The sequence below is a fragment of the Embleya sp. NBC_00888 genome (genome assembly GCF_045207655.1).
Taxonomy (GTDB): Bacteria; Actinomycetota; Actinomycetes; order Streptomycetales; family Streptomycetaceae; genus Embleya.
In genome coordinates this window covers 845,619-869,293 of the sequence record NZ_CP108784.1, presented here as the reverse complement: position 1 = coordinate 869,293, position 23,675 = coordinate 845,619, and the positions used below count along the sequence as shown (strand labels likewise).

The following is a 23,675-nucleotide window of genomic DNA, read 5'->3' as shown; positions in this document are numbered from 1 at the left end:
ATGTATCGCACCGGCGACCGGGCCCGGTGGACCCACGACGGTCAGGTGCTGTTCGCGGGCCGGGTGGACGATCAGGTCAAGATTCGGGGCTTCCGGATCGAACCCGCCGAGGTGCAGACGACACTGCTCGCTCATCCGGGTCTGGCCCAAGCGGTGGTCGTCCCGCGCGTGGACGAGGCCACCGGTACGCACCTGGTCGCCTACGTGGTCCCGGCCCGGGACGGCGAGGTGTCCGATGACGCCCTGTCCGACGACGTGCGGCGGTTCGCGGCGTCGCGGCTGTCGGAGTACATGGTGCCCGCCGTCGTCGTCGTGCTCGACGCACTCCCGCTCACGAGCAACGGCAAGCTCGACCGCAAGGCACTCCCGGCAGCGGAGTTCACCGTGACCGCGTACAGGGCACCGCGTACGGCGCAGGAAGAGACCCTGTGTGCGGCCTTCGCCCAGGTGCTCGGGCGCGATGCCGTCGGGATCGACGACAACTTCTTCGAGCTCGGCGGCCATTCGTTGCTCGCCACTCGGCTCGTTTCCCGGATTCGCAGCACGCTCGGTGTCGACCTGGAGATCCGCGAGCTCTTCCAGGCGCCCACGGTCGCCGGGCTCGCGGGTCGGATCGGCAATCAGACGTCAGGTCGGCGGCCGGTACTGCGGCCCATGCGTAGACCAGAGGAGCCCCGATGATTCCGTTGTCATTCGCGCAGCGACGGTTGTGGTTCCTGAGCCGACTCGAAGGGCCCAATCCGGCACACAACATCCCTGCGGTCCTGCGGTTGACAGGGCGGCTGCATCGTGACGCGCTGTCGGCGGCGCTGCGGGACGTCGTGGTACGTCACGAAGTGCTCCGCACCGTCTACGACGTCGTGGACGGCGAGCCGTTCCAGCGCATCCTGGAGCCGGAGGAACTGTGCTGGGAACTACAGGTGATGGGCTCGGTCGACGCGGCGGATCTGCCCGACGCGGTGCGCCGGGCGGGTGAATACGCCTTCGACCTGGCGTGCGAGCCGCCGCTGCGGGCCTCCCTGTTCCCGGTCGGGCCCGAGGAGCACGTGCTGGTTCTGGTGGTGCACCACATCGCGGGCGACGGTTGGTCGTGGGGGCCCATGGGCCGGGACATCTCGGTCGCCTACGCCGCGCGGTGTGGCCGACGAGCGCCGGAGTGGGCGCCGTTGCCGGTCCAGTACGCCGACTACGCGCTGTGGCAGCGGGAGTTGCTCGGCGAGGCCGACGATTCGGACAGCGTGCTGTCACGTCAGGTGACGTATTGGCGGGATGCGCTGGCGGGTGCCCCGGAGGAGCTCGAACTCCCGGTGGACCGGCCCCGCCCGGCGGTGGCGAGTCATGTCGGCCACAACGTGCCGCTGGAGATCTCGGCCGAACTGCACGCTCGGTTGACGGGGTTGGCGCGGTCCGAAGGCGCCACGGTGTTCATGGTCCTTCAGGCGGCGCTGGCGGTGTTGTTGTCGCGGTTGGGCGCCGGTACGGACATCCCGATCGGGTCGGCCGTCGCCGGAAGGACGGACGAAGGGCTGGATGAGCTGGTCGGGTGCTTCGTCAACAACCTGGTGATTCGCACCGACCTGTCCGGGGATCCGACGTTCCGGGAGGTGCTGGGCCGGGTTCGGGACACCGGCTTCGCCGCGTTCGGGAATCAGGATGTGCCGTTCGAGCGGTTGGTGGAGGAGTTGGCGCCGGCGCGGTCGTTGGCGCGGCACCCGTTGTTCCAGGTGATGTTGACGCTCCAGAACACGGAGCGGGCCGGGCTCGCATTCGCCGGGGTGGAGGTCGAGAGCGTCGCGGGGATGCGCCCGGCGTCGAAATGTGACCTGGAACTGATCCTCGCGGAGGAGGTGGACCGGCGCGGTCGCCCGGCCGGTCTGTCGGGGGGTCTGACCGGCGCTGCCGATCTGTTCGACGCGGCATCGGTCGCGGCCGTCTCCGACCGATTGGTGCGTGTGCTGCGCACGGTGACCGAGGACCCGGGCATCCGGCTCGCGGCAGTTGATGTGCTCACCGACGATGAGCGGTCTCGGGTGTTGGTGGAGTGGAACGACACCGCTGTGGATCGGGCTTCGGCTTCGGTTGTGGGGTTGTTCGAGGCTCGGGTGGTGGCGTCGCCGGGTGCGGTGGCGGTGGTGTTCGAGGGCGTCGAGTTGTCGTTCGCGGAATTGGATGTGCGGGCGAATCGGCTTGCGCGGTGTCTGGTGGGGTTGGGGGTGGGTCCGGAGTCGATTGTCGCGGTGGTGTTGGAGCGCGGGATCGACCTGGTTGTGTCGTTGCTGGCGGTCATGAAGGCGGGCGCCGCGTATCTCCCGATCGACCCGCGATACCCGACCGAGCGCGTCGAACTGCTCCTGCGGGACGCGGGCCCGGCGCTGGTTGTCACCGCTGGGACGTGGGCGTCGTCGGTGTCGAACACCTCTTCACCGGCGCCGGTTCTCATCGTCGATGACGCCGAGGTCGTGGCGCGGGTGGCCGGGTTCGATGGCGGCACGCTGAGCGACTTCGAGCGTGGTGGTGCGTTGACCGGCGATAACGCGGCGTATGTGATCTATACGTCGGGTTCGACGGGGGTGCCGAAGGGTGTCGTGGTGCCGCACGCGGGTGTGGTGAATCGCCTGGTGTGGATGTGGGATCGGTATGGGTTCGGTGTCGGTGATCGGGTGATGCACAAGACGCCGTTCGTTTTCGACGTCTCCGTGTGGGAGTTGTTCGCCACGCTGCTGTCGGGGGCGGCGATGGTGGTGGCCCGGCCGGGTGGTCATCGGGATCCGGCGTATGTGGCCGCGTTGGCGCGCGAGCAGCGGGTGGGGGTGATGCACTTCGTGCCCTCGATGCTGGATGCGTTCCTGGAGGAGCCGACGGCCGCGGCCTGCGCGCAGGATCTGCGTCTGGTGGTGTGCAGTGGCGAGGCCCTGTCGGTGGGGACCCAGGACCGCTTCCATGCGCTGTTCGAGGGTGTGGAGTTGCACAACCTGTACGGCCCCACCGAGGCGTCCGTGGACGTCACGGCCTGGTACTGCGCACCGGGCTGGGAAGGCGCGTCGGTCCCGATCGGCGCACCGATCGCCAACACGCGGGTGTACGTCCTCGACGACAACCTCGCACCCGTCCCGCCCGGCGTCACGGGTGAGTTGTACCTCGCCGGTGTCCAACTCGCCCGGGGCTACGTCGGCCGCCCGGGTCTCAGCGCGGAACGTTTCGTGGCGTGCCCGTTCGGCTCCGGCGAGCGCATGTATCGCACCGGCGACCGGGCGCGGTGGACACACGACGGCCAGGTGCTGTTCGCCGGACGGGTCGACGATCAGGTCAAGATTCGGGGCTTCCGGATCGAACCCGCCGAGGTGCAGGCCACGCTCGCCGCCCACCCCGAGGTCGCGCAGGCCGTCGTGGTCGCCCGCACCGACGAGAGCGCGGGCACCCACCTGGTCGCCTACGTCGTCCCCGCCCGAGACACCGCCACACCCCCGGCGACCCTGCCCGACACCCTCCGGCGCTTCGCCGCCGGCCGTCTGCCCGAGTACATGGTCCCCGCCGCCGTCGTCGCCCTCGACGCACTCCCGCTCACGAGCAACGGCAAACTCGACCGCAAAGCCCTCCCCGCACCCGACCACCACACCGGACCCGGCCGGGAGCCGCGCACCGTGCGCGAGGAGATCCTGTGCGGTGTGTTCGCGCAGGTGCTCGGGCGCGATACCGTCGGGATCGACGACAACTTCTTCGAGCTCGGCGGCCATTCGTTGCTCGCCACCCGGCTCGCGTCCCGGATTCGCAGCACGCTCGGCGTCGAGCTGGAGATTCGCGAGCTGTTCCGGACGCCCACCGTCGCCGGGGTGGCGGCCGTGTTGGACGACGCGGACACGGCGCGGGCCGCGGTGACGATGCGGGAGCGGCCGGAGCGGATCCCACTGTCGTTCGCCCAGTACCGACTCTGGTTCCTGGAGCAACTGGAGGGGCGCAGCGCGACGTACAACGCCCCGAACGTGCTTCGGCTGGTCGGCAGGCCCGACGTCGACGCGCTGGCGGCGGCGTTCCGGGACGTGATCGCCCGGCACGAGGTGCTGCGGACGGTGCTCGCGGTCGCCGACGGTGAGCCGTACCAGCGGATCCTGCGCCCGGATGAGGTGGCGTGGGAGTTGTGCCGGGTGGAGGCGGCCGACGCCGACGAGTCGGCCGACGCGGTGGCGCGGGCCAGTGGGTACGCCTTCGATCTGTCGGCGGAGCCGCCGCTGCGGGCGTCGTTGATCACGGTCGGGCCGGAGGAGCACGTCCTGGTCGTGGTGGTCCATCACATCGCCGCCGACGGCTGGTCGATGGCGCCGCTGGGGCAGGACCTCTCGACCGCCTACGCGGCCCGGTTGGCGGGTCGGGAGCCGGACTGGGCGCCCCTGCCGGTGCAGTACGCGGACTACGCGCTGTGGCAGCGGGAGTTGCTGGGCGGCGACCGGGACCCGGACAGCGTGTTGTCACGTCAGGTGGCGTACTGGCGGGACGCGCTGGCCGATGCGCCGGAGGAACTCGCGCTGCCCGTGGAGCGCCCGCGCCCGGCGGTCGCCAGTCACCTCGGGCACACCGTGCCCCTGGAGCTGTCGGCGGACCTGCACGCGCGGCTCGTGGAGGTGGCGCGGGCCGAGGGCGTGACGGTGTTCATGGTCCTCCAGGCCGCGCTGGCGGTGTTGTTGGCGAAGCTCGGTGCGGGTACGGACATCCCGATCGGTTCGGCGGTCGCGGGGCGCACGGACGAGAGCCTGGACCCGCTGATCGGGTGCTTCGTCAACACCCTGGTCATCCGTACCGATCTGTCCGCCGATCCCACTTTCACCACCGTCCTGGCCCGGGTGCGGGAGGCGGGGCTGGGGGCGCTGGGGCATCAGGACGTGCCGTTCGAGCGGCTGGTGGAGGAGCTGGCGCCCGCTCGATCGTCGGCGCGCCATCCGCTCTTCCAGGTGGTTCTGACCATGCAGAACACCCTCGACGCGAGTGTCGCCCTGCCCGGTCTGGCGGTCGAGGTGCGGCCCGGGCCGCGGCCGGGGGTGAAGTTCGATCTCGACGTGATGATCGCCCAGGTGTTCGACGAGCTGGGCCGGCCCGCCGGACTGCGCGGTGGGTTGACCGCGTCGGCGGACCTGTTCGATCCGGATTCGGTGCGCGCGATGGGCGCGCGGTGGGTGCGGGTGCTGGAGACGGTGCTCGCCGATCCGGGCGTGCGGGTGGGCGCGGTGGACGTGCTCGACGAGGACGAGCGCGCCCGGGTGCTGGTGGAGTGGAACGACACGCGGGTCGACCCGCCGGCGCCGTCGGTGCCCGAGTCGTTCGCCGCGCAGGTGGCGCGAACCCCGGACGCGGTCGCGGTCGAGTGCGCCGGCGTCGAGATCTCGTACGCCGAACTGGCGGCGCGCGCCGAGCGGTTGGCCCGGGCGCTGCGCGGGCGCGGGGTCGGCCGCGGTTCGGTGGTGGCGCTGTGTCTGCCCCGAGGGTCGGACATGATCGCCGCGATCCTCGGCGTGTGGCGGGCGGGCGCGGCGTACCTGCCGATCGATCCGCGCCATCCCGCGGATCGCATCGCGTTCCTGCTCGCGGACGGTCGCGCGGTCATCCTGGTCGGGACCGAGGACCTCCTGGAGGACCTGCCGGCCGGTCGGCTGCCCACCGTCGCGATCGACGACCCGGACGTGGTCGACGGCTCGGACCCGGTCGGCACCGACCCGGAGAGGGCGCACCCGACCCCGCCCGCGCGCCCACATCCCGCCGAACTGGCCTATGTGATCCACACGTCCGGGTCGACCGGACGGCCGAAGGGGGTCGCCGTCACGCACGGCGGGCTCGCGAACTACATGGCCTCGGCGCCCGCGCGGGTGGGACTGGGCGCACCCGGGGCGCGCTACGCGTTGCTCCAGTCGCAGGTCACCGACCTGGGCAACACCGTGGTGTTCGGCAGCCTGGTCAGCGGTGGCCGCCTGCACATCCTGGACGCCGACGCCGCGATCGACCCGTCGGCCGTGGCCGAGTACCTGGTCCGACACCGGATCGAGCACGTCAAGGTGGTGCCCTCGCACCTGGCCGCGCTGGCGAGCGTGCGCGGCACGGCCGCGGTGCTGCCGACCGGGTCGCTGGTACTCGGCGGCGAGGCGGCCTCGGCCGAGTGGGTGCGCGACCTGCTGCGCGCGGCGGGCGAGCGCCCGGTGTTCAACCACTACGGCCCCACCGAGACCACGATCGGGGTCACCACCACGCCGTTGACCCCGCATCTGCTCCGGCACGACGCGGTCCCGATCGGCACGCCCATCGGCAACATCCGCGCCTATGTGCTCGACGAACGACTGGCCCCGGTACCGCCCGGGGTGACCGGTGAACTGTACGTCGCCGGAGCGGGTGTCGCGCGCGGCTATCTCCATCGCCCGGCCTTGACCGGTGAGCGGTTCGTGGCCTGCCCGTTCGTCGCCGGCGAGCGGATGTACCGCACCGGTGACCGGGTCAGGTGGAACTCGGACGGCAACCTGGTCTTCGCCGGGCGGGTCGACGACCAGATCAAGATCCGCGGCTTTCGGATCGAGCCCGACGAGATCCGCACCGCGCTGCTCACACATCCTCGGGTGGCCCAGGCGGTCGTCGTCGGTCGGGACACCGCCGCCGGCGACCCCAGCCTCGTCGCCTACCTGGTCCCGGCCGACCCCGAGACCGGGGAGGACGCCGAACTCGCGGAAGCGGTCAAGAAGTTCATCGCGCAACGGCTCCCCGAGCAGATGGTCCCGGCGGCGATCGTGATCCTGGACGCGCTGCCGCTGACCGCCAACGGGAAGCTCGACCGAAAGGCCCTTCCCGCGCCGCAGCACGCGGGCAGCGTCGGCCGGGGACCGAGCACGGTGCGCGAGGAGATCCTGTGCGCCGCGTTCGCCGAGGCGCTGGGCCTGGACACGGTGGGCGTGGACGACAACTTCTTCGAGTCCGGCGGGCACTCGCTGCTGGCGGTCACGCTGGTGGAACGGCTGCGGGTGCAGGGCGTCTCGGTGGAGATCCGGGCCCTGTTCGAGACGCCGACCCCGGCCGGGCTGGCCGCACTCGCCGGCCCCGAGCCGGTGCCGGTCCCGGTGAACCCGATCTCGGCCGACTGCACCGAACTCACCCCGGACCTGCTGCCGCTGGTGGACCTGTCGGACGCCGAGCTCGCGCGCATCGTCGCCACCGTCGAGGGCGGCGCCGCGAACATCGCCGACATCTATCCGTTGGCGCCGTTGCAGGAAGGCATCCTCTTCCACCACCTGATCGCGGGCGAACACGAACGCGACGTCTACGTCACGCCGTTCGTGCTGGAGTTCGACACCCGTGAGCGGCTGGACGGCTTCCTGAGCGCCCTCGGCCGGGTGATCGACCGGCACGACATCTACCGCACCGCGATCGTGTGGGAGGGCGTGGCCGATCCGGTGCAGGTGGTGCACCGCCGGGCGCCGCTGACCGTACGCGAGTTCGGCCCGGGCGAGTGCGGCGGTGCCGGGGATCCGGTCGCCGCGCTGCTCGCCGCCGGCGCGACGAGCATGGACATCACCCGCGCTCCGCTGATCGACGCGCACGTCACACCGGCCGCCGACGGCACCCGTTGGCTGGCCATGCTGCGCGTGCACCACATGGTTCAGGACCACACCGGGATGGAGGTGCTGCTCCAGGAGGTGCAGGCGTTCCGCACCGGACGCGGCGCCGAACTCGCCCCGCCGCTGCCGTTCCGCGACTTCGTGGTCCAGGCCCGGGAAAGCCTGCGCCGGGGCGGCCACGAGCGATACTTCGCCGACCTGCTCGGCGACGTCACCGAACCCACCCACCCCTACGGCCTGGTGGACGTGCGCGGCGACGGCACCGGGGTACGACGGGCCGGCCTCCCGGTCCGCGCGGACGTCGGCCGGCGCGTCCGCGACGTGGCCCGAGGGCTGGGGGTCAGCCCCGCGACCCTGCTGCACGTGGCCTGGGCCCGGGCGCTGGCCGCGTTGTCCGGACGCGACGACGTGGTCTTCGGCACCGTGCTGTTCGGGCGAATGAACGCGGGTGCCGGGGCCGACCGGGCACTGGGTTTGTTCATGAACACCCTGCCGGTCCGGGTCCGGCTGCGCGACGTCGGGGTGCGGGCGGCGGTCCTGGCGATGCGTGCCCAACTCGCCGCGCTGCTCGAACACGAGCACGCGCCGTTGGCGGTGGCGCAGCAGGCGGCGGGGCTGGACGGCGACGTCCCGCTGTTCAGCGCCCTGTTCAACTACCGGCACAGCGGCTCCCGACGGACCGGTGGCGCGGATGGCGCGGATGGCTCGGATTCCGACGGTGAGTCGGGCTTCGCCGGCATCCGCTCGCTGGCCACGCACGACCGCAGCAACTTCCCGCTGGCCGTGTCCGTGGACGACCTGGCCGACGAGGGCTTCGCGTTGAGTGTGGACGCGATGGCGCCGGCCGACCCGGAGGCCGTCGCACGCCTGCTGCACACGACGATCGAGAACCTGGTCGCGGCGTTGGAAACGGCTGCGGAGTCCGTTGCGGAGTTCGCCCCCGGGTCCGCCCCGAGGTCCGTTCCCGGGTCCGCCGCGAACTCCGCTCCCCAGGACGCGTACGGCTCGGACACCCCGCTACAGGCCGTGCCGGTCCTGGACGACGAAGCGTGGTCGCGCCTGGTGGCGGACTGGGCCGAAACGGCCGCCGACGTGGGCCCGGCCGCGACGCTGCCGGAGCTGTTCCGGACCCATGTGCGGAGCACCCCCGATGCCGTGGCGGTCCGGGCCGACGGTGTCGAACTGTCCTACGCACGCCTGGAGGAGCGGGCGAACCGGCTCGCCCGGCACCTGATCGACCTGGGCGTGGGTCCTGAGTCGGTGGTCGCCGTCGTGCAGGAGCGCGGCGTGGACCTGGTCGTGGCCCTGCTCGCGGTGCTCGAAGCCGGCGCCGCGTATCTGCCGATCGACCCGCGCTACCCGCAGGAGCGGATCGCCTACCTGCTCGCCGACAGCCGAGCCGTCGTGCTGCTGGGCACCGAGGCGATCCTGGACGACCTGCCGCCCGCGCGCGGCGTGCTGAGCATCGCCCTGGACGACCCGCACGTCGCGGCCGGCATCGCGGCCCGGCCCGGCGACGCGCCGACGGTTTCGACACCCGCCGGCGGGCTGGCGTACGTGATCTACACCTCGGGCTCCACCGGTCGGCCCAAGGGCGTGGCCCTCTCGCACGCCGGCGTGGCCAGTCTGGTCGCCACCCAGATCGAGCGGCTGGGCGTGGATCGGGACAGCCGGGTGCTCCAGTTCGCGTCCGCCGGCTTCGACGCGGCGTCGTGGGAGCTGATGATGGCGCTGGGCAGCGGCGCCTGCCTCGTGGTGGCGCCGGCGGCGGAACTGCTGCCCGGCGAGGGCCTGGCCGAGGTGATCGCCCGGCACGCGGTCACCCACGCCACGCTGCCACCCGCCGTGTTGCGGGTCCTGGACGCCGACGACCTGCCGTCGGTGCGGACACTGGTGTCCGCGGGCGAGGCGCTCGGCACCGACCTGGCCGGGCGCTGGGCCGTCGGGCGGCGGCTGATCAACGCGTACGGGCCGACCGAGACCACGGTCTGCGCCACCATGTCCACACCCCTGGAGCCGGGCGGCGAACCCGACATCGGCGGGCCGATCCGCAACGCGCGCGCCTACGTCCTGGACGACCGCCTCGACCCCGTGCCGGCCGAGGTGGTCGGCGAACTCTACGTGGCCGGCGCGGGCCTGGCCCGGGGTTACCTCGGGCGGCCGGCGCTCACCGGTGAGCGGTTCGTGGCCTGCCCGTTCGCGCCGGGCGAGCGCATGTACCGGACCGGGGACCGGGTGCGGTGGACCGCGGACGGGCGGCTGGTGTTCGCCGGTCGCGCCGACGACCAGGTCAAGATCCGGGGCTTCCGGATCGAGCCCGGCGAGGTCGAGGCCGCGCTCGTCGCCCATCCGCTGGTCGCCCAGGCGGCCGTGCTCGCCCGCGCGGACGCGGCCCCCGGCGGTGGGCCCGAGGACCGGCTCCTGGTCGGCTACGTGGTCGGCACCGAGGACGGCACGTCCGCCGGCGAGGCGCGCCTGGCCGAGGAACTGCGACGTTTCGTGGCCGCCCGGCTGCCGGACTACATGGTGCCGTCGGCGATCCTCGTGCTCGACGCGCTGCCGATGACCCCGAACGGGAAACTCGACCGCAAGGCGCTGCCCGCCCCGCACTACACCCCGGGCAGCGATCGAGGACCGGGCGGACTCCGCGAGGAACTCCTGTGCGGCGTCTTCGCGCAGGTGCTCGGGCTGGACGAGGTCGGCGTCGACGACGGCTTCTTCGACCTGGGCGGCCACTCGCTGCTGGCCACCCGACTGGTGTCGCGGGTGCGGGCGGTGCTGGGCGTCGAGGTGGACATTCGCACGCTGTTCGAGGCGCCGACGGTGGCCGGACTCGCGGCGGCGCTGGCCGACGCCGGTGCGGCGCGGACGGCGTTGGCGGTTCGGGAGCGTCCGGAGCGGGTGCCGTTGTCGTTCGCGCAGCGGCGGTTGTGGTTCCTGGGGCAGTTGGAGGGTCGTAGCGCCACGTACAACGCGTCGACGGTGGTGCGGCTGTCGGGGCAGGTGGACGTGCCCGCGTTGGCGGCGGCGTTGCGGGATGTGGTGGGTCGGCACGAGGTGTTGCGGACGGTGTTCGCGGTTGCCGACGGTGAGCCGTATCAGCGGGTGTTGGACCTGGACGAGTCGGCTTGGGGGTTGGTGGTCGAAGAGGTCGCCCCGGGCGAGGTGCCCGGTGCGGTGGCGCGGGCCGTGGGCCACGCATTCGACCTGGCGACGGAAGTCCCGCTGCACGCCCGATTGTTGTCGACCGGAGCCGAAGAGCACGTGTTGGTACTCGTGGTGCATCACATCGCGAGTGACGGCTGGTCGATGGGCCCGTTGGGCCGGGATGTCTCGGCGGCCTACGCGGCCCGGAGTGCGGGGCAGGTCCCGGAGTGGACACGCCTGCCGGTGCAGTACGCGGATTACGCGTTGTGGCAGCGGGAGTTGTTGGGTGACGAGGGTGATTCGGCGAGTGTGTTGTCGGGTCAGGTGGGGTATTGGCGGGAGGTTTTGGCGGGTGCGCCGGAGGAGTTGGAGCTTCCGGTGGATCGGCCGCGTCCGGTGGTGGCTTCGCATCGTGGGCATCGGGTTGGGCTCGAGTTGTCCGCGGATGTGCATGCGCGGTTGCGGGAGGTGGCGCGGGCCGAGGGCGTGACGGTGTTCATGGTGTTGCAGGCCGGGCTCGCCGTGGTGTTGTCGAAGCTCGGTGCCGGTACGGACATCCCGATCGGCGCGGCGGTGGCCGGCCGCACCGACGAGAGCCTCGACGACCTGGTCGGGCTGTTCGTGAACACCCTGGTGATGCGCACGGACCTGTCCGGGGACCCGACGTTCCGTGAGGTGCTGGGCCGGGTCCGGGAGACCGGACTCGGCGCCTTCGAGCATCAGGATGTGCCGTTCGAGCGGCTGGTGGAGGAGTTGGCGCCGGCCCGATCGTTGGCGCGGCATCCGCTGTTCCAGGTGATGATGACCCTCCAGAACACGGGACGAGCGGCCCTGGAGCTGCCCGGCGTGCAGGTCGGCCCGCCGACCGAGGACATCGCGGCCGAACTCTCCGGAGCGGCGAAGTTCGACCTGGACGTGTCGCTGGCGGAGCTGTTCGACGACGAGGGGCGACCGGCGGGGCTACGCGGCGCGTTGGTGGGCGCGGCCGACCTGTTCGACCGGGACTCGGTGGAGGGCCTGGCGGGACGCTGGGTTCGGGCGTTGGCGGATCTGGTCGCCGATCCGGGGCGGCGGTTGAGCGCGGTGGACGTGCTCGACGCGGCCGAGCGGGCACGCGTGTTGCTCGCCTGGAACGACACGGCGGTCGCGTCGTCGACCACGACGGTGGCCGAGTCGTTCGCCGCGCAGGCCGTACGCACACCGGACGCTCCGGCCGTGGTGTGCGACGGCGCCGGGGTCTCGTACGCGGAACTGGCGGCCTACGCGGGCCGATTGGCCGGATATCTGCGCCGGTCGGGTGCGGGCACGGAATCGTTGGTGGGACTGTGCCTGCCACGTGGCGTGGACATGGTCGCGGCGATCCTGGGCGTGTGGTGGGCCGGTGCGGCGTATGTGCCCATCGATCCGGAGTATCCGCGGGAGCGAGCGGAGTTCATGCTCGCGGACAGCGGCATCGGCACACTGATCGGAACCACGCAGACGCTCGCGGACCTGCCGACGGCGGGCCTGTCGGTGATCACGCTGGACGATCCCACGACCTCGGTCGCCCTCGCGACGACCGCCTCCGTCGAACCCGTGGCCGACCCGGCACCGTCCGGGACCGCCTACGTGATCTACACCTCCGGCTCGACCGGGACCCCGAAGGCCGTGGTGGCCACGCGGGCCGGGCTGGCGAACCTGGTTTCGGTGTTCGCGCCGATGATGGAGGTGGCGACCGGCGTCGGAGTCCTGCAGTTCGCGTCATTCAGCTTCGACGCGTCGGTGCTGGATGTGGCCGTCACGTTGTCCCACGGCGGAACGCTGGTGGTGGCGAACACCGACGAACGCAGCCAACCGGAGCTGCTGCGCCGACTCGTCGACGAGAACGCGGTCCGCGCCGCCAGCCTCGTCCCCTCCCTACTGGGCGTCCTGGAACCGAAGGACCTGGCCGGCGTCGGCACGCTGCTGGTGGGCGCCGAGCCGATCAGCGAGCACCTGGCCCGGACCTGGTCGGCGGATCGGCGACTGATCAACACCTACGGGCCGACCGAGGCGACCGTGATGATCACCGCCACCCACCTCGACCCGCCGCTGCGCAGCCCCATCCCGTTCGGCGCGCCGATCGCGAACACGCGCACCTATGTGCTGGACGACTTCCTTCGCCCGGTGCCCCCGGGCGTGAGCGGTGACCTGTACATCGCCGGCGCGGGCCTGGCCCGGGGCTATCTCGGTCGTGCGACGCTGACCGGTGAGCGGTTCGTGGCCTGCCCGTTCGGCTCCGGTGAGCGTATGTATCGCACGGGCGACCGGGCACGGTGGACGGCGGCCGGTGAGTTGGTCTTCGCCGGCCGCGCGGACGACCAGGTCAAGATCCGCGGGTTCCGGATCGAGCCCGGCGAGATCCAGACCGTACTGGAGACCCACCCCGACGTCGCCCAAGCCGCCGTGGTCGTCCGTGAGGACGCCGACGCGGTGGGCCGGACCGGTGACAAACGACTCGTCGGCTACGTCGTCGCGGCGGAAGGCGGCACCGCCGAGTTCGCGCGCCTGCCCGAGCAGCTCCGACGGTTCGCGGCACAGTGGTTGCCCGACTACATGGTGCCCTCGGCCGTCGTCGTGCTGGACGAACTGCCGCTGACACCCAACGGCAAGCTCGATCGCGGGGCGCTGCCCGCCCCCGACTACGGCACGGACGCCGGTCGGGGTCCGGTCGGTCTGCGTGAAGAGTTGTTGTGTGGGGCGTTCGCCCACGTCTTGGGTCTGGATCGGGTGGGGGTCGACGACGACTTCTTCGAGTTGGGAGGCCACTCGCTGCTGGCGACGCGGCTGGTGTCGCGGGTGCGCGCGGTGCTGGGCGTGGAACTGGAGATTCGGGCCCTGTTCGAGACGCCCACGGTGGCCGGACTGGCGGCCGGACTGGAGCACGGCCAGGTACGGCGGGCCCGGGCCACGGTCGGGGAGCGCGTGCGTCCGGAGCGGGTGCCGTTGTCGTTCGCGCAGCGGCGGTTGTGGTTCCTTGGGCAGTTGGAGGGTGGCGGCGCGACGTACAACCTGCCGGTGGTGGTGGGCCTGTCCGGTCGCGTGGATGTGCCCGCGTTGGCGGCGGCGTTGCGGGATGTGGTGGGTCGGCACGAGGTGTTGCGGACGGTGTTCGCGGTTGCCGACGGTGAGCCGTATCAGCGGGTGTTGGACCTGGACGAGTCGGCTTGGGGGTTGGTGGTCGAGGAGGTCACCCCGGGCGAGGTGCCCGGTGCGGTGGCGCGGGCCGTGGGCCACGCATTCGACCTCGCGACGGACATACCGATCAAGGCGTGGCTGCTCTCGACCGGGCCGGACGAGCATGTCTTCGTCGTGGTGGTGCATCACATCGCGGGGGATGGCTGGTCGATGGGCCCGTTGGGCCGGGATGTCTCGGCGGCCTACGCGGCCCGGTGCGCGGGGCAGGCTCCGGAGTGGACACGCCTGCCGGTGCAGTACGCGGATTACGCGTTGTGGCAGCGGGAGTTGTTGGGTGACGAGGGTGATTCGGCGAGTGTGTTGTCGGGTCAGGTGGGGTATTGGCGGGAGGTTTTGGCGGGTGCGCCGGAGGAGTTGGAGCTTCCGGTGGATCGGCCGCGTCCGGTGGTGGCTTCGCATCGTGGGCATCGGGTTGGGCTCGAGTTGTCCGCGGATGTGCATGCGCGGTTGCGGGAGGTGGCGCGGGCCGAGGGCGTGACGGTGTTCATGGTGTTGCAGGCCGGGCTTGCGGTGGTGTTGTCGAAGCTGGGCGCCGGTACGGACATCCCGATCGGCGCGGCGGTGGCCGGCCGCACCGACGAGAGCCTCGACGACCTGGTCGGCTTCTTCGTGAACACCCTGGTGACGCGAACGGATCTTTCGGGAGACCCGTCGTTCCGGGACGTGTTGAGCCGAGTTCGCGACAGCGGGCTCGGCGCGTTCGGGCATCAGGACGTGCCGTTCGAGCGGTTGGTGGAGGAGCTGTCACCGGCCCGATCGCTGGCCCGACACCCTTTGTTCCAGGTGATGTTGACGGTGCAGAACACCGGCCGGGCGGGGTTGGAGATGCCCGGCATCGAGGTCGGCACCCCGGGCGCCGAGGCGGCTGCGAGCGTATTCGCCACGCAGGTCGCGAAGTTCGACCTGGATGTCTCACTCACCGAGCTCTTCGACGATGAGGGTCGTCCGGCGGGACTTCGTGGTGGCTTGGTGGGTGCGGCGGATCTGTTCGACCGGGATTCGGTCGAGGGCTTCGGTGGTCGCTGGATTCGAGTACTGACGGAGTTGGTCGCGGATCCGAGTCTGTCGCTGAGCACGGTGGACGTGCTCGACGGCGGCGAGCGGTCGCGGGTGTTGGTGGAGTGGAACGACACGGCGACGAACGTGCCCGGGCCGTTGATGCCGGAACTGTTCGCCGCACAGGCCGCGCGGACGCCGGATACGCCGGCTGTGATGTGTGACGGTGTCGGGCTTACCTACGGGGAGTTGGTGGCCCGGGCCGGTCGGCTGGCAGGGTACCTGCGCGGTTCGGGTGTCGGGGCGGAGTCCTTGGTGGGCCTGTGCCTGCCGCGTGGAGTGGACCTGGTCGCGGCGATTCTGGGCGTGTGGCGGGCAGGCGCGGCGTATGTGCCGATCGATCCGGAGTATCCGCGGGAGCGAGCGGAGTTCGTGCTCGCGGACAGCGGTATCGGCACGTTGATCGGGACCCGGGAGACGCTGGCGGACCTGCCGACGGCGGGCCTGTCGGTGATCGCGCTGGACGATCCCGCGACCTCGGACACCCTCGCGACGACCACCCCCGAGGCCGCTCCGGCGAGTGTGTCGCCGACCGGACTGGCGTATGTGATCTACACGTCGGGCTCCACCGGCACGCCGAAGGCCGTGGCGGCAACCCACGCCGGACTGCGCAATCTCGTCTCGGTGTTCGCGCCGATGATGGGTGTGGCGACCGGCGTCGGGGTCCTGCAGTTCGCGTCCTTCAGCTTCGACGCGTCGGTGCTGGATGTCGCGGTGACCCTGTCGCACGGCGGAACGCTGGTGGTGGCGAACGCCGACGAACGCAGCCAACCGGAGTTGTTGCGGCGACTGGTGGACGAGAACGGAGTACGCGCCGCCAGCCTCGTGCCCTCGCTGCTGGCCGTCCTGGAGCCGGACGACCTCGCCGGGGTGGCGACCCTGCTGATCGGCGCGGAGGCCGTCGGCGAACACCTGGCGCGGACGTGGGCGTCGGGCCGACGACTGATCAATACCTATGGGCCCACCGAGGCCACGGTCATGGTCACCTCGACCCATCTCGACCTCCCGTTGCGGGTGCCGATTCCCTTCGGCGCGCCGATCGCCAACACCCGCATGTACGTGCTGGACGACGCCCTTCGCCCGGTGGCACCGGGCGTGACGGGTGAGCTCCATGTGGCGGGCGACGGCCTGGCTCGGGGCTATCTCGGTCGTCCCGCGTTGACGGGCGAACGGTTCGTGGCCTGCCCGTTCGGCTCCGGTGAGCGGATGTATCGCACGGGGGACCGGGTGCGGTGGACGGCCGAGGGGGAGTTGGTCTTCGCCGGTCGGGCGGACGATCAGGTGAAGATCCGTGGTTTCCGGATCGAGCCCGGCGAGATCCGGACCGTACTGGAGACCCACCCCGACGTCGCCCAGGCCGCCGTCGTCGCCCGTGAGGAGAGCATGGGCGGTACGGACGCCTCCTCCCCGGCTCGCCCCAGTGAGAAGCGCCTGGTCGCCTATGTCGTGGCCCGCGATGGCGAGACCGGCGGGCAACTGGGCGAGGCGCTGCGTGGTTTCGTCGGCGGACGGTTGCCGGAGTACATGGTGCCGTCGGCGATCGTCGTGCTGGACGCCATTCCGCTGACCGCCAACGGGAAGCTGGACCGCGACGCGCTCCCCGCCCCCGAGTATGGGCCGGGTGGAACGTATGGCCGGGGGCCGGCGACCGTGCGCGAGGAGGTGTTGTGCGCGGTCTTCGCCGAGGTGTTGGGCGTGCCTTCGGTCGGGGTGGACGACAACTTCTTCACATTGGGCGGGCATTCGCTGCTGGCCATCACGCTGGTGGAGCGGTTGCGGGCGCGGGGCGTCTCGGTGTCGGTGCGGGCTCTGTTCCGGTCGCCGACCGTGGCCGGGCTCGCGGAGATCGCCGGGCCGGTGCCGGTGATGGTCCCGGCGAATCGCATCCCGGCCGACGCCACGGCTCTGACGCCGGACATGCTGCCGCTGGTGGATCTGTCGGACGCCGAGGTCGAGGGGCTGGTCGGGTCGATCGAGGGTGGTGCCGCGAACATCGCCGACGTGTACCCGCTGGCGCCGCTCCAGGAGGGCATTCTCTTCCACCACCTGATGGCCGGCGAGCACGAACGTGACGTCTACGTCGCGCCGTTCGTGTTGGAGTACGACACCCGCGAGCGGCTCGACGGTTTCCTGTGGGCGCTCCAGCAGGTGATCGCCCGGCACGACATCTACCGGACCGCGATCGTGTGGGAAGGCGTGCCCGAGCCCGTCCAGGTGGTCCAGCGACGGGCCCCGCTGCCGGTGCGGGAGGTGTACCTCGGACACGAGAGCAGCGACCCGGTCGCGGAGTTGGCCGCCACCGGCGGATTGAGCATGGACATCGGTCGCGCGCCGCTCATCGACACGCACATCACCGCCGCGCCCGGCGGGCCTCGATGGCTCGCGCTGATCCGGGTGCATCACATGCTTCAGGATCACGTCGGCATGGAGGTCCTGCTCCAGGAGGTCCGGACGTTCCTGGCGGGCGACGGGCACGAGTTGCCCACCCCGCGCCCGTTCCGGGACTTCGTGGTGCAGGCGCGGGAGAGTCTGCGGCACGGTGGGCACGGGGAGTTCTTCGCGGAGTTGTTGGGTGATGTCACCGAGACGACGGCGCCGTTCGGGTTGCTGGATGTGCGTGGTGACGGTACGGGTGTGCGGCGGGCCGAGTTGCCGGTGTCGGACGACGTGGGTGTGCGGATTCGGGAGGTGGCGCGCGGGCTGGGTGTGAGTCCGGCGACGTTGTTGCATGTGGCCTGGGCGCGGGTGTTGTCGGTGCTGGCCGGTCGTGACGATGTCGTGTTCGGGACGGTGTTGTTCGGGCGGATGAACGCGGGTGCCGGTGCGGACCGGGCGTTGGGTCTGTTCATGAACACGCTGCCGGTTCGGGCGCGTACCGAGGGCGTGGGTGCTCTGGCGGCCGTCGTCGCGATGCGGGACCAACTCGCCGCGCTGCTCGAACACGAGCACGCGCCGCTGGCCGTGGCGCAGCAGGCGAGCGGGATCACCGGCGACGCACCGCTGTTCACCGCCTTCTTCAACTACCGCTACAGCGGCGAACAGGGAACCGCCACGGATGCCGATGGTCGCCACGGAAGCGGCGAGATGGAGGGCATCCGCACGGTCTACATGCTGGACCTCACGAACTTCCCGCTGGCCGTGTCGGTGGACGACCTGGGCGCCGACGGCTTCGTGATGACGGTGGACGCCGTCGCTCCAGCCGATCCGCACGTGGTCACCCGGATGTTGCACACGACGATCGAGAACCTGACCGCTGTGCTGGCGGACGGCGTCGAGGGCGAGGTCGCAGCCGCAGCCGACGTTCCGTTGGGCTCCGTGGCGGTGTTGGACGATGCCGAGCGGTCGCGGGTGTTGGTGGAGTGGAACGACACCGCCGTGGATGTGCCGGGTGTGTCGGTGCCGGAGTTGATCGCGGCGCGGGTGGCGAAGTCGCCGGACGCCGTTGCGGTGGTGTGCGACGGGGTCGAGACCTCGTACGCCGCGTTGGACGCGCGTGCGGGTGGCCTGGCGCGGTTGTTGCGCCGGTACGGGGTCGGCGCCGGTTCGGTGGTGGGTCTGTGTCTGCCGCGTGGTGTCGATGCGGTGGTGGCGATCCTGGCCGCGTGGCGAGTTGGTGCCGCGTATCTGCCGATCGATCCGGAGTACCCGTCGGATCGCATCGCGTTCATGCTCACGGACAGCCGTGCTGTGACGTTGATCAGTACCGAGGACCTGCTGGAGGAGTTGCCCGCCGGCCGATTGCCCACGATCGCGATCGACACGCTCGGCGCGCCTCCGGAGCCGGCGGCCGGGGTTGGGTCGGGTGTCGCGGTGCACTTGGAGGAGTTGGCGTATGTGATCTATACGTCGGGTTCGACGGGTCGGCCGAAGGGTGTGGCGGTCACGCACGGCGGGTTGGCGAACTATGTGGCGTGGGCCGGCGAGGCGTATGGGGTCGGGGTATCGGGTGGTGCGCCGCTGCACTCGTCGCTCGCGTTCGACCTGACGGTGACGAGTGTGTTGTTGCCGCTGGTGTCGGGGTCGCCGGTGACGGTGAGTCCCGAGGGTGGTGCCGATGGCCTCGCGGGGCTGTTGCGTTCCGGGTCCGGGTTCGACCTGGTGAAGGTGGTGCCCGCGCATCTGCCTTTGCTGGGCGAGTTGTTGACGGACGACGAGGCGGCCGGTTCCGCGCGGTGTGTGGTGGTCGGTGGTGAGGCGTTGTTCGGGGCGGATGTGGCCGCGTGGTTGGCGCGGTCGCCGGGTTCGGTGGTGGTGAACGAGTACGGGCCGACCGAGACGGTGGTGGGTTGTTGTGTCTTCGAGGTTCGTGCGGGTGACGAGGTGTCGTCGGGTCCGGTGCCGATCGGTCGTGCGATTGCGAATACGCGGTTGTTCGTGCTGGGTGGGGATCTTGCTCCGGTGCCGGTGGGTGTGATCGGTGAGCTGTACATCGCGGGTGCGGGGCTGGCTCGGGGTTACATTTCGCGGCCGGGGTTGACGGCGGATCGGTTCGTGGCGTGCCCGTTCGCGGTCGGGGAACGGATGTACCGCACCGGGGACCGGGTTCGGTGGACTGCCGAGGGTCGGTTGGTGTTCGTCGGCCGGGCCGACGATCAGGTGAAGGTGCGCGGCTTCCGGATCGAACCGGCCGAGATCGAGGAGGTGTTGGCGGCCCACCCGGGCGTGGGTCGGGTCGCGGTGGTCGCCCGGACGGAATCCTCGGGTGACACCCGTCTGCTGGCCTATGTCGTGCCCGACGATGCCGAAGCAGTCGACGAGGACCTGCCGGACACGTTGCGGGAGTTCGCCGCGCGTCGCCTGCCGGAGTACATGCTGCCCGGCGCGATCGTGGTGCTGGCCGCGCTTCCGCTGACCGCCAACGGCAAGCTCGATCGGGCCGCCCTGCCCAGTCCCGATCGCTCGGGTGGTGCGGAGTCCGGCGGGTTCGCCCCGTCGCCCCAGGAAGAGATCCTGTGCGGGATGTTCGCCCAGGTGCTGGGCCTGGAGTCGGTCGGAGCGCATGAGAACTTCTTCGAGTTGGGCGGCCACTCCCTGCTCGCGACGCGGCTCGTATCGCGTGTACGGGCCGTACTGGGCGTCGAGTTGGACATTCGCTCTCTCTTCGAATCACCGACGGCAGCCGGGCTGGCCGGAGAACTGACCCGGTCCGGTGCGGCGCGCACCGTGTTGGCGGTTCGGGAGCGCCCGGAGCGGGTGCCGTTGTCGTTCGCGCAGCGGCGGTTGTGGTTCCTGGGGCAGTTGGAGGGCCGTAGCGCCAAGTACAACGCGTCGACGGTCGTTCGGCTGTCGGGTCCGGTGGACAGTGCGGCTCTCTCGGCCGCGTTGCGGGATGTGATGGGTCGGCACGAGGTGCTGCGGACGGTGTTCGCCGTGGCGGACGGTGAGCCATACCAGAGGGTGTTGAGCCTCGACCACGTCGAGTGGGAGCCGGTGGCCGAGCTCGTGGCGTCGGCGGAGCTGCCGGGTGCGATCGCGCGGGCGACAGGCCACGTGTTCGACCTCGCGGCCGAGGTACCGATCAAGGCGTGGTTGCTCTCGTCCGGGCCGCGGGAGCACGTGTTCGTGCTCGTGGTGCATCACATCGCGGGTGACGGCTGGTCGATGGGCCCGTTGGGTCGAGATGTCTCCACGGCCTATGCGGCCCGGTGTGCGGGACACGCGCCCGAGTGGGCTCCGTTGCCGGTGCAGTACGCCGACTACACGCTCTGGCAGCGCGAAATCCTGGGTGAGGAGCACGACCCCGAAAGCGTGTTGTCGGCCCAGGTGGCCTACTGGCGTTCGGCTTTGGCGGGAGCGCCGGAGGAACTGGAACTGCCGGTGGACCGACCCCGTCCGGCGGTCGCCGGTCATCGTGGACACAGTGCTCGGCTCGAGATTCCCGGCGATCTCCACGGCGACATCGTGGAGTTGGCGCGGGCCGAGGGTGTGACGGTGTTCATGGTGTTGCAGGCGGGGTTGGCGGTGTTGTTGTCGCGGTTGGGTGCCGGTACGGATGTGCCGATCGGTGCGGCGGTGGCGGGTCGTACGGATGAGGGTCTGGACGATCTGGTCGGGTTCTTCGTGAACACGTTGGTGATGCGGACGGATCTGTCGGGTGATCCGACGTTCCGGGAGGTGTTGGGGCGGGTTCGTGAGACGGGCCTGGCGGCGTTCGGGAATCAGGATGTGCCGTTCGAGCGGTTGGTGGAAGAGTTGGCGCCGGCGCGGTCGTTGGCGCGGCATCCGCTGTTCCAGGTGATGTTGACCCTCCAGAACACCGGCCGGGCGGCGCTCGAACTGCCCGACATCGAGGTGGGTGCGGCTTCGCCCGCCGACGCTGCGGATCTCTCGCCGGCAGCGAGGGTGGACATCGAGGTGACCGTCGGCGAAGTCGTCGACGACCAGGGCCGCCCGGCCGGGCTCCGGGGCCTGGTGACCGTCGCCGCCGACCTGTTCGATCCGGATTCGGTCCTGCAGATGGCCGAGCGGCTGGTCCGGGTCATGCGGGCGGTGACCGCCGAACCGGCGTCTCGTCTGGGCGCGGTGGACGTGCTTGACGGGGCCGAGCGGTCTCGGGTGTTGGTGGGGTGGAACGACACGGCTGTGGAGGTGGCCCCGGCCGCGGGTTCGGGTTCGGGTTCGGTTGTGGGGTTGTTCGAGGCTCGGGTGGTGGCGTCGCCGGGTGCGGTGGCGGTGGTGTTCGAGGGTGTGGAGTTGTCGTTCGCGGAGTTGGATGTGCGGGCGAATCGGCTTGCGCGGTGTTTGGTGGGGTTGGGGGTGGGTCCGGAGTCGGTTGTCGCGGTGGTGTTGGAGCGCGGGATCGACCTGGTCGTGTCGTTGCTGGCGGTGTTGAAGGCGGGCGGCGCCTACGTGCCGATCGATCCGGAGTATCCGGATGAGCGGATCGGGTTCCTGTTGCGGGACGCGCGGCCTGTGCTGGTGGTGACGGACACGACCTCGGCGCCTGTCGTCGACGGTCGGCCGGTTCTGGTCGTTGACGACCCCGAGGTCGTGGCGCGGGTGGCCGGGTTCGACGGTGGGGTGTTGAGCGATGCGGAGCGGTTGGGTGCCCTGCATTCGGGGCTTCCGGCGTATGTGATCTATACGTCGGGTTCGACGGGGGTGCCGAAGGGTGTCGTGGTGCCGCACGCGGGTGTGGTGAACCGTCTGGTGTGGATGTGGGATCGGTATGGGTTCGGTGTCGGTGATCGGGTGATGCACAAGACGCCGTTCGTTTTCGACGTCTCCGTGTGGGAGTTGTTCGCGACGCTGCTGTCGGGGGCGGCGATGGTGGTGGCCCGACCGGGTGGTCATCGGGATCCGGCGTATGTGGCCGCGTTGGCGCGCGAGCAGCGGGTCGGGGTGATGCACTTCGTGCCCTCGATGCTCGACGCTTTCCTGGAGGAGCCGACCGCCGCCGCCTGCGCCGAAGACCTGCGTCTGGTGGTGTGCAGCGGCGAGGCCCTGTCGGTGGATACCCAGCACCGCTTCCACGCGCTTTTCGAGGGTGTGGAGTTGCACAACCTGTACGGCCCGACCGAGGCGTCCGTGGACGTCACGGCCTGGTACTGCGCACCGGGCTGGGAAGGCTCGTCGGTCCCGATCGGCGCACCGATCGCCAACACGCGGGTCTTCGTCCTGGACGACCGTCTCGAGCCCGTCCCGCCGGGTGTGACGGGCGAGCTGTACCTAGCGGGCGTGCAACTCGCCCGGGGTTACGTCGGGCGCCCGGGTCTCTCCGGTGAGCGTTTCGTGGCGTGCCCGTTCGGCGCGGGTGAGCGCATGTATCGCACCGGTGACCGGGCCCGTTGGACACACGACGGCCAGGTGCTGTTCGCCGGACGGGTCGACGATCAGGTCAAGATTCGGGGCTTCCGGATCGAACCCGCCGAGGTGCAGGCCGCGCTGGCCGCGCACCCCGAGGTCGCGCAGGCCGTCGTGGTCGCCCGCACCGACGAGACCTCGGGCACCCACCTGGTCGCCTACGTCGTCCCCACCCGCGACACCGCCACACCCCCGGCAGCCCTGCCCGACGTCCTCCGGCGCTTCGCCGCCGGCCGTCTGCCCGAGTACATGGTCCCCGCCGCCGTCGTCGCCCTCGACGCACTCCCGCTCACGAGCAACGGCAAACTCGACCGCAAAGCCCTCCCCGCACCCGACCACCACACCGGACCCGGCCGGAGTCCGGTCGGTCTGCGTGAAGAGTTGTTGTGCGGGGCGTTCGCCCAGGTGCTGGGTCGGGATCGGGTGGGGGTCGACGACAGCTTCTTCGAGTTGGGCGGCCACTCGCTGCTGGCGACGCGGCTGGCGTCGCGTGTCCGAGCCGTGCTGGGCGTCGAGTTGGAGCTGCGGACGTTGTTCGAGGCGCCGACCGTCGCCGGGTTGGCGGTCGCGCTGGACCACGCCGACGCGGCGCGGGAAGCGCTGACCGTTCGGGAGCGTCCGGAGCGGGTGCCGTTGTCGTTCGCGCAGCGGCGGTTGTGGTTCCTTGGGCAGTTGGAGGGTGGCGGCGCGACGTACAACCTGCCGGTGGTGGTGGGCCTGTCCGGTCGCGTGGATGTGGCCGCGTTGTCGGCGGCGTTGCGGGATGTGCTGGGTCGGCACGAGGTGTTGCGGACGGTGGTTGCGGTCGCCGACGGTGAGCCGTACCAGCGAATCCTGAGTCTCGACGAACTCGCGTGGGAGCCGGCGGTC

Annotated in this window: 2 protein-coding genes (both cut by a window edge); both read left to right on the top strand. The window is 71.0% G+C overall.

The window, feature by feature from the left end; translation table 11 throughout:
• Positions 1 to 681 carry the 3' portion of an amino acid adenylation domain-containing protein gene (locus OG948_RS03430; protein ID WP_406293722.1) on the top strand. The gene continues 9,012 nt to the left of window position 1, outside the view, so the window shows 681 of its 9,693 coding nt (coding positions 9,013-9,693); its start codon lies beyond the left edge, outside the window; its stop codon occupies positions 679 to 681.
• Positions 678 to 23,675, top strand: partial view of a non-ribosomal peptide synthase/polyketide synthase gene (locus tag OG948_RS03425; protein ID WP_406293721.1) — the 5' portion only. It continues 2,967 nt past the right edge of the window; only the first 22,998 of its 25,965 coding nucleotides appear in the window; it begins with the start codon at positions 678 to 680; its stop codon lies off the right edge, out of view. Before OG948_RS03430 ends, OG948_RS03425 begins: the two co-directional genes overlap by 4 nt.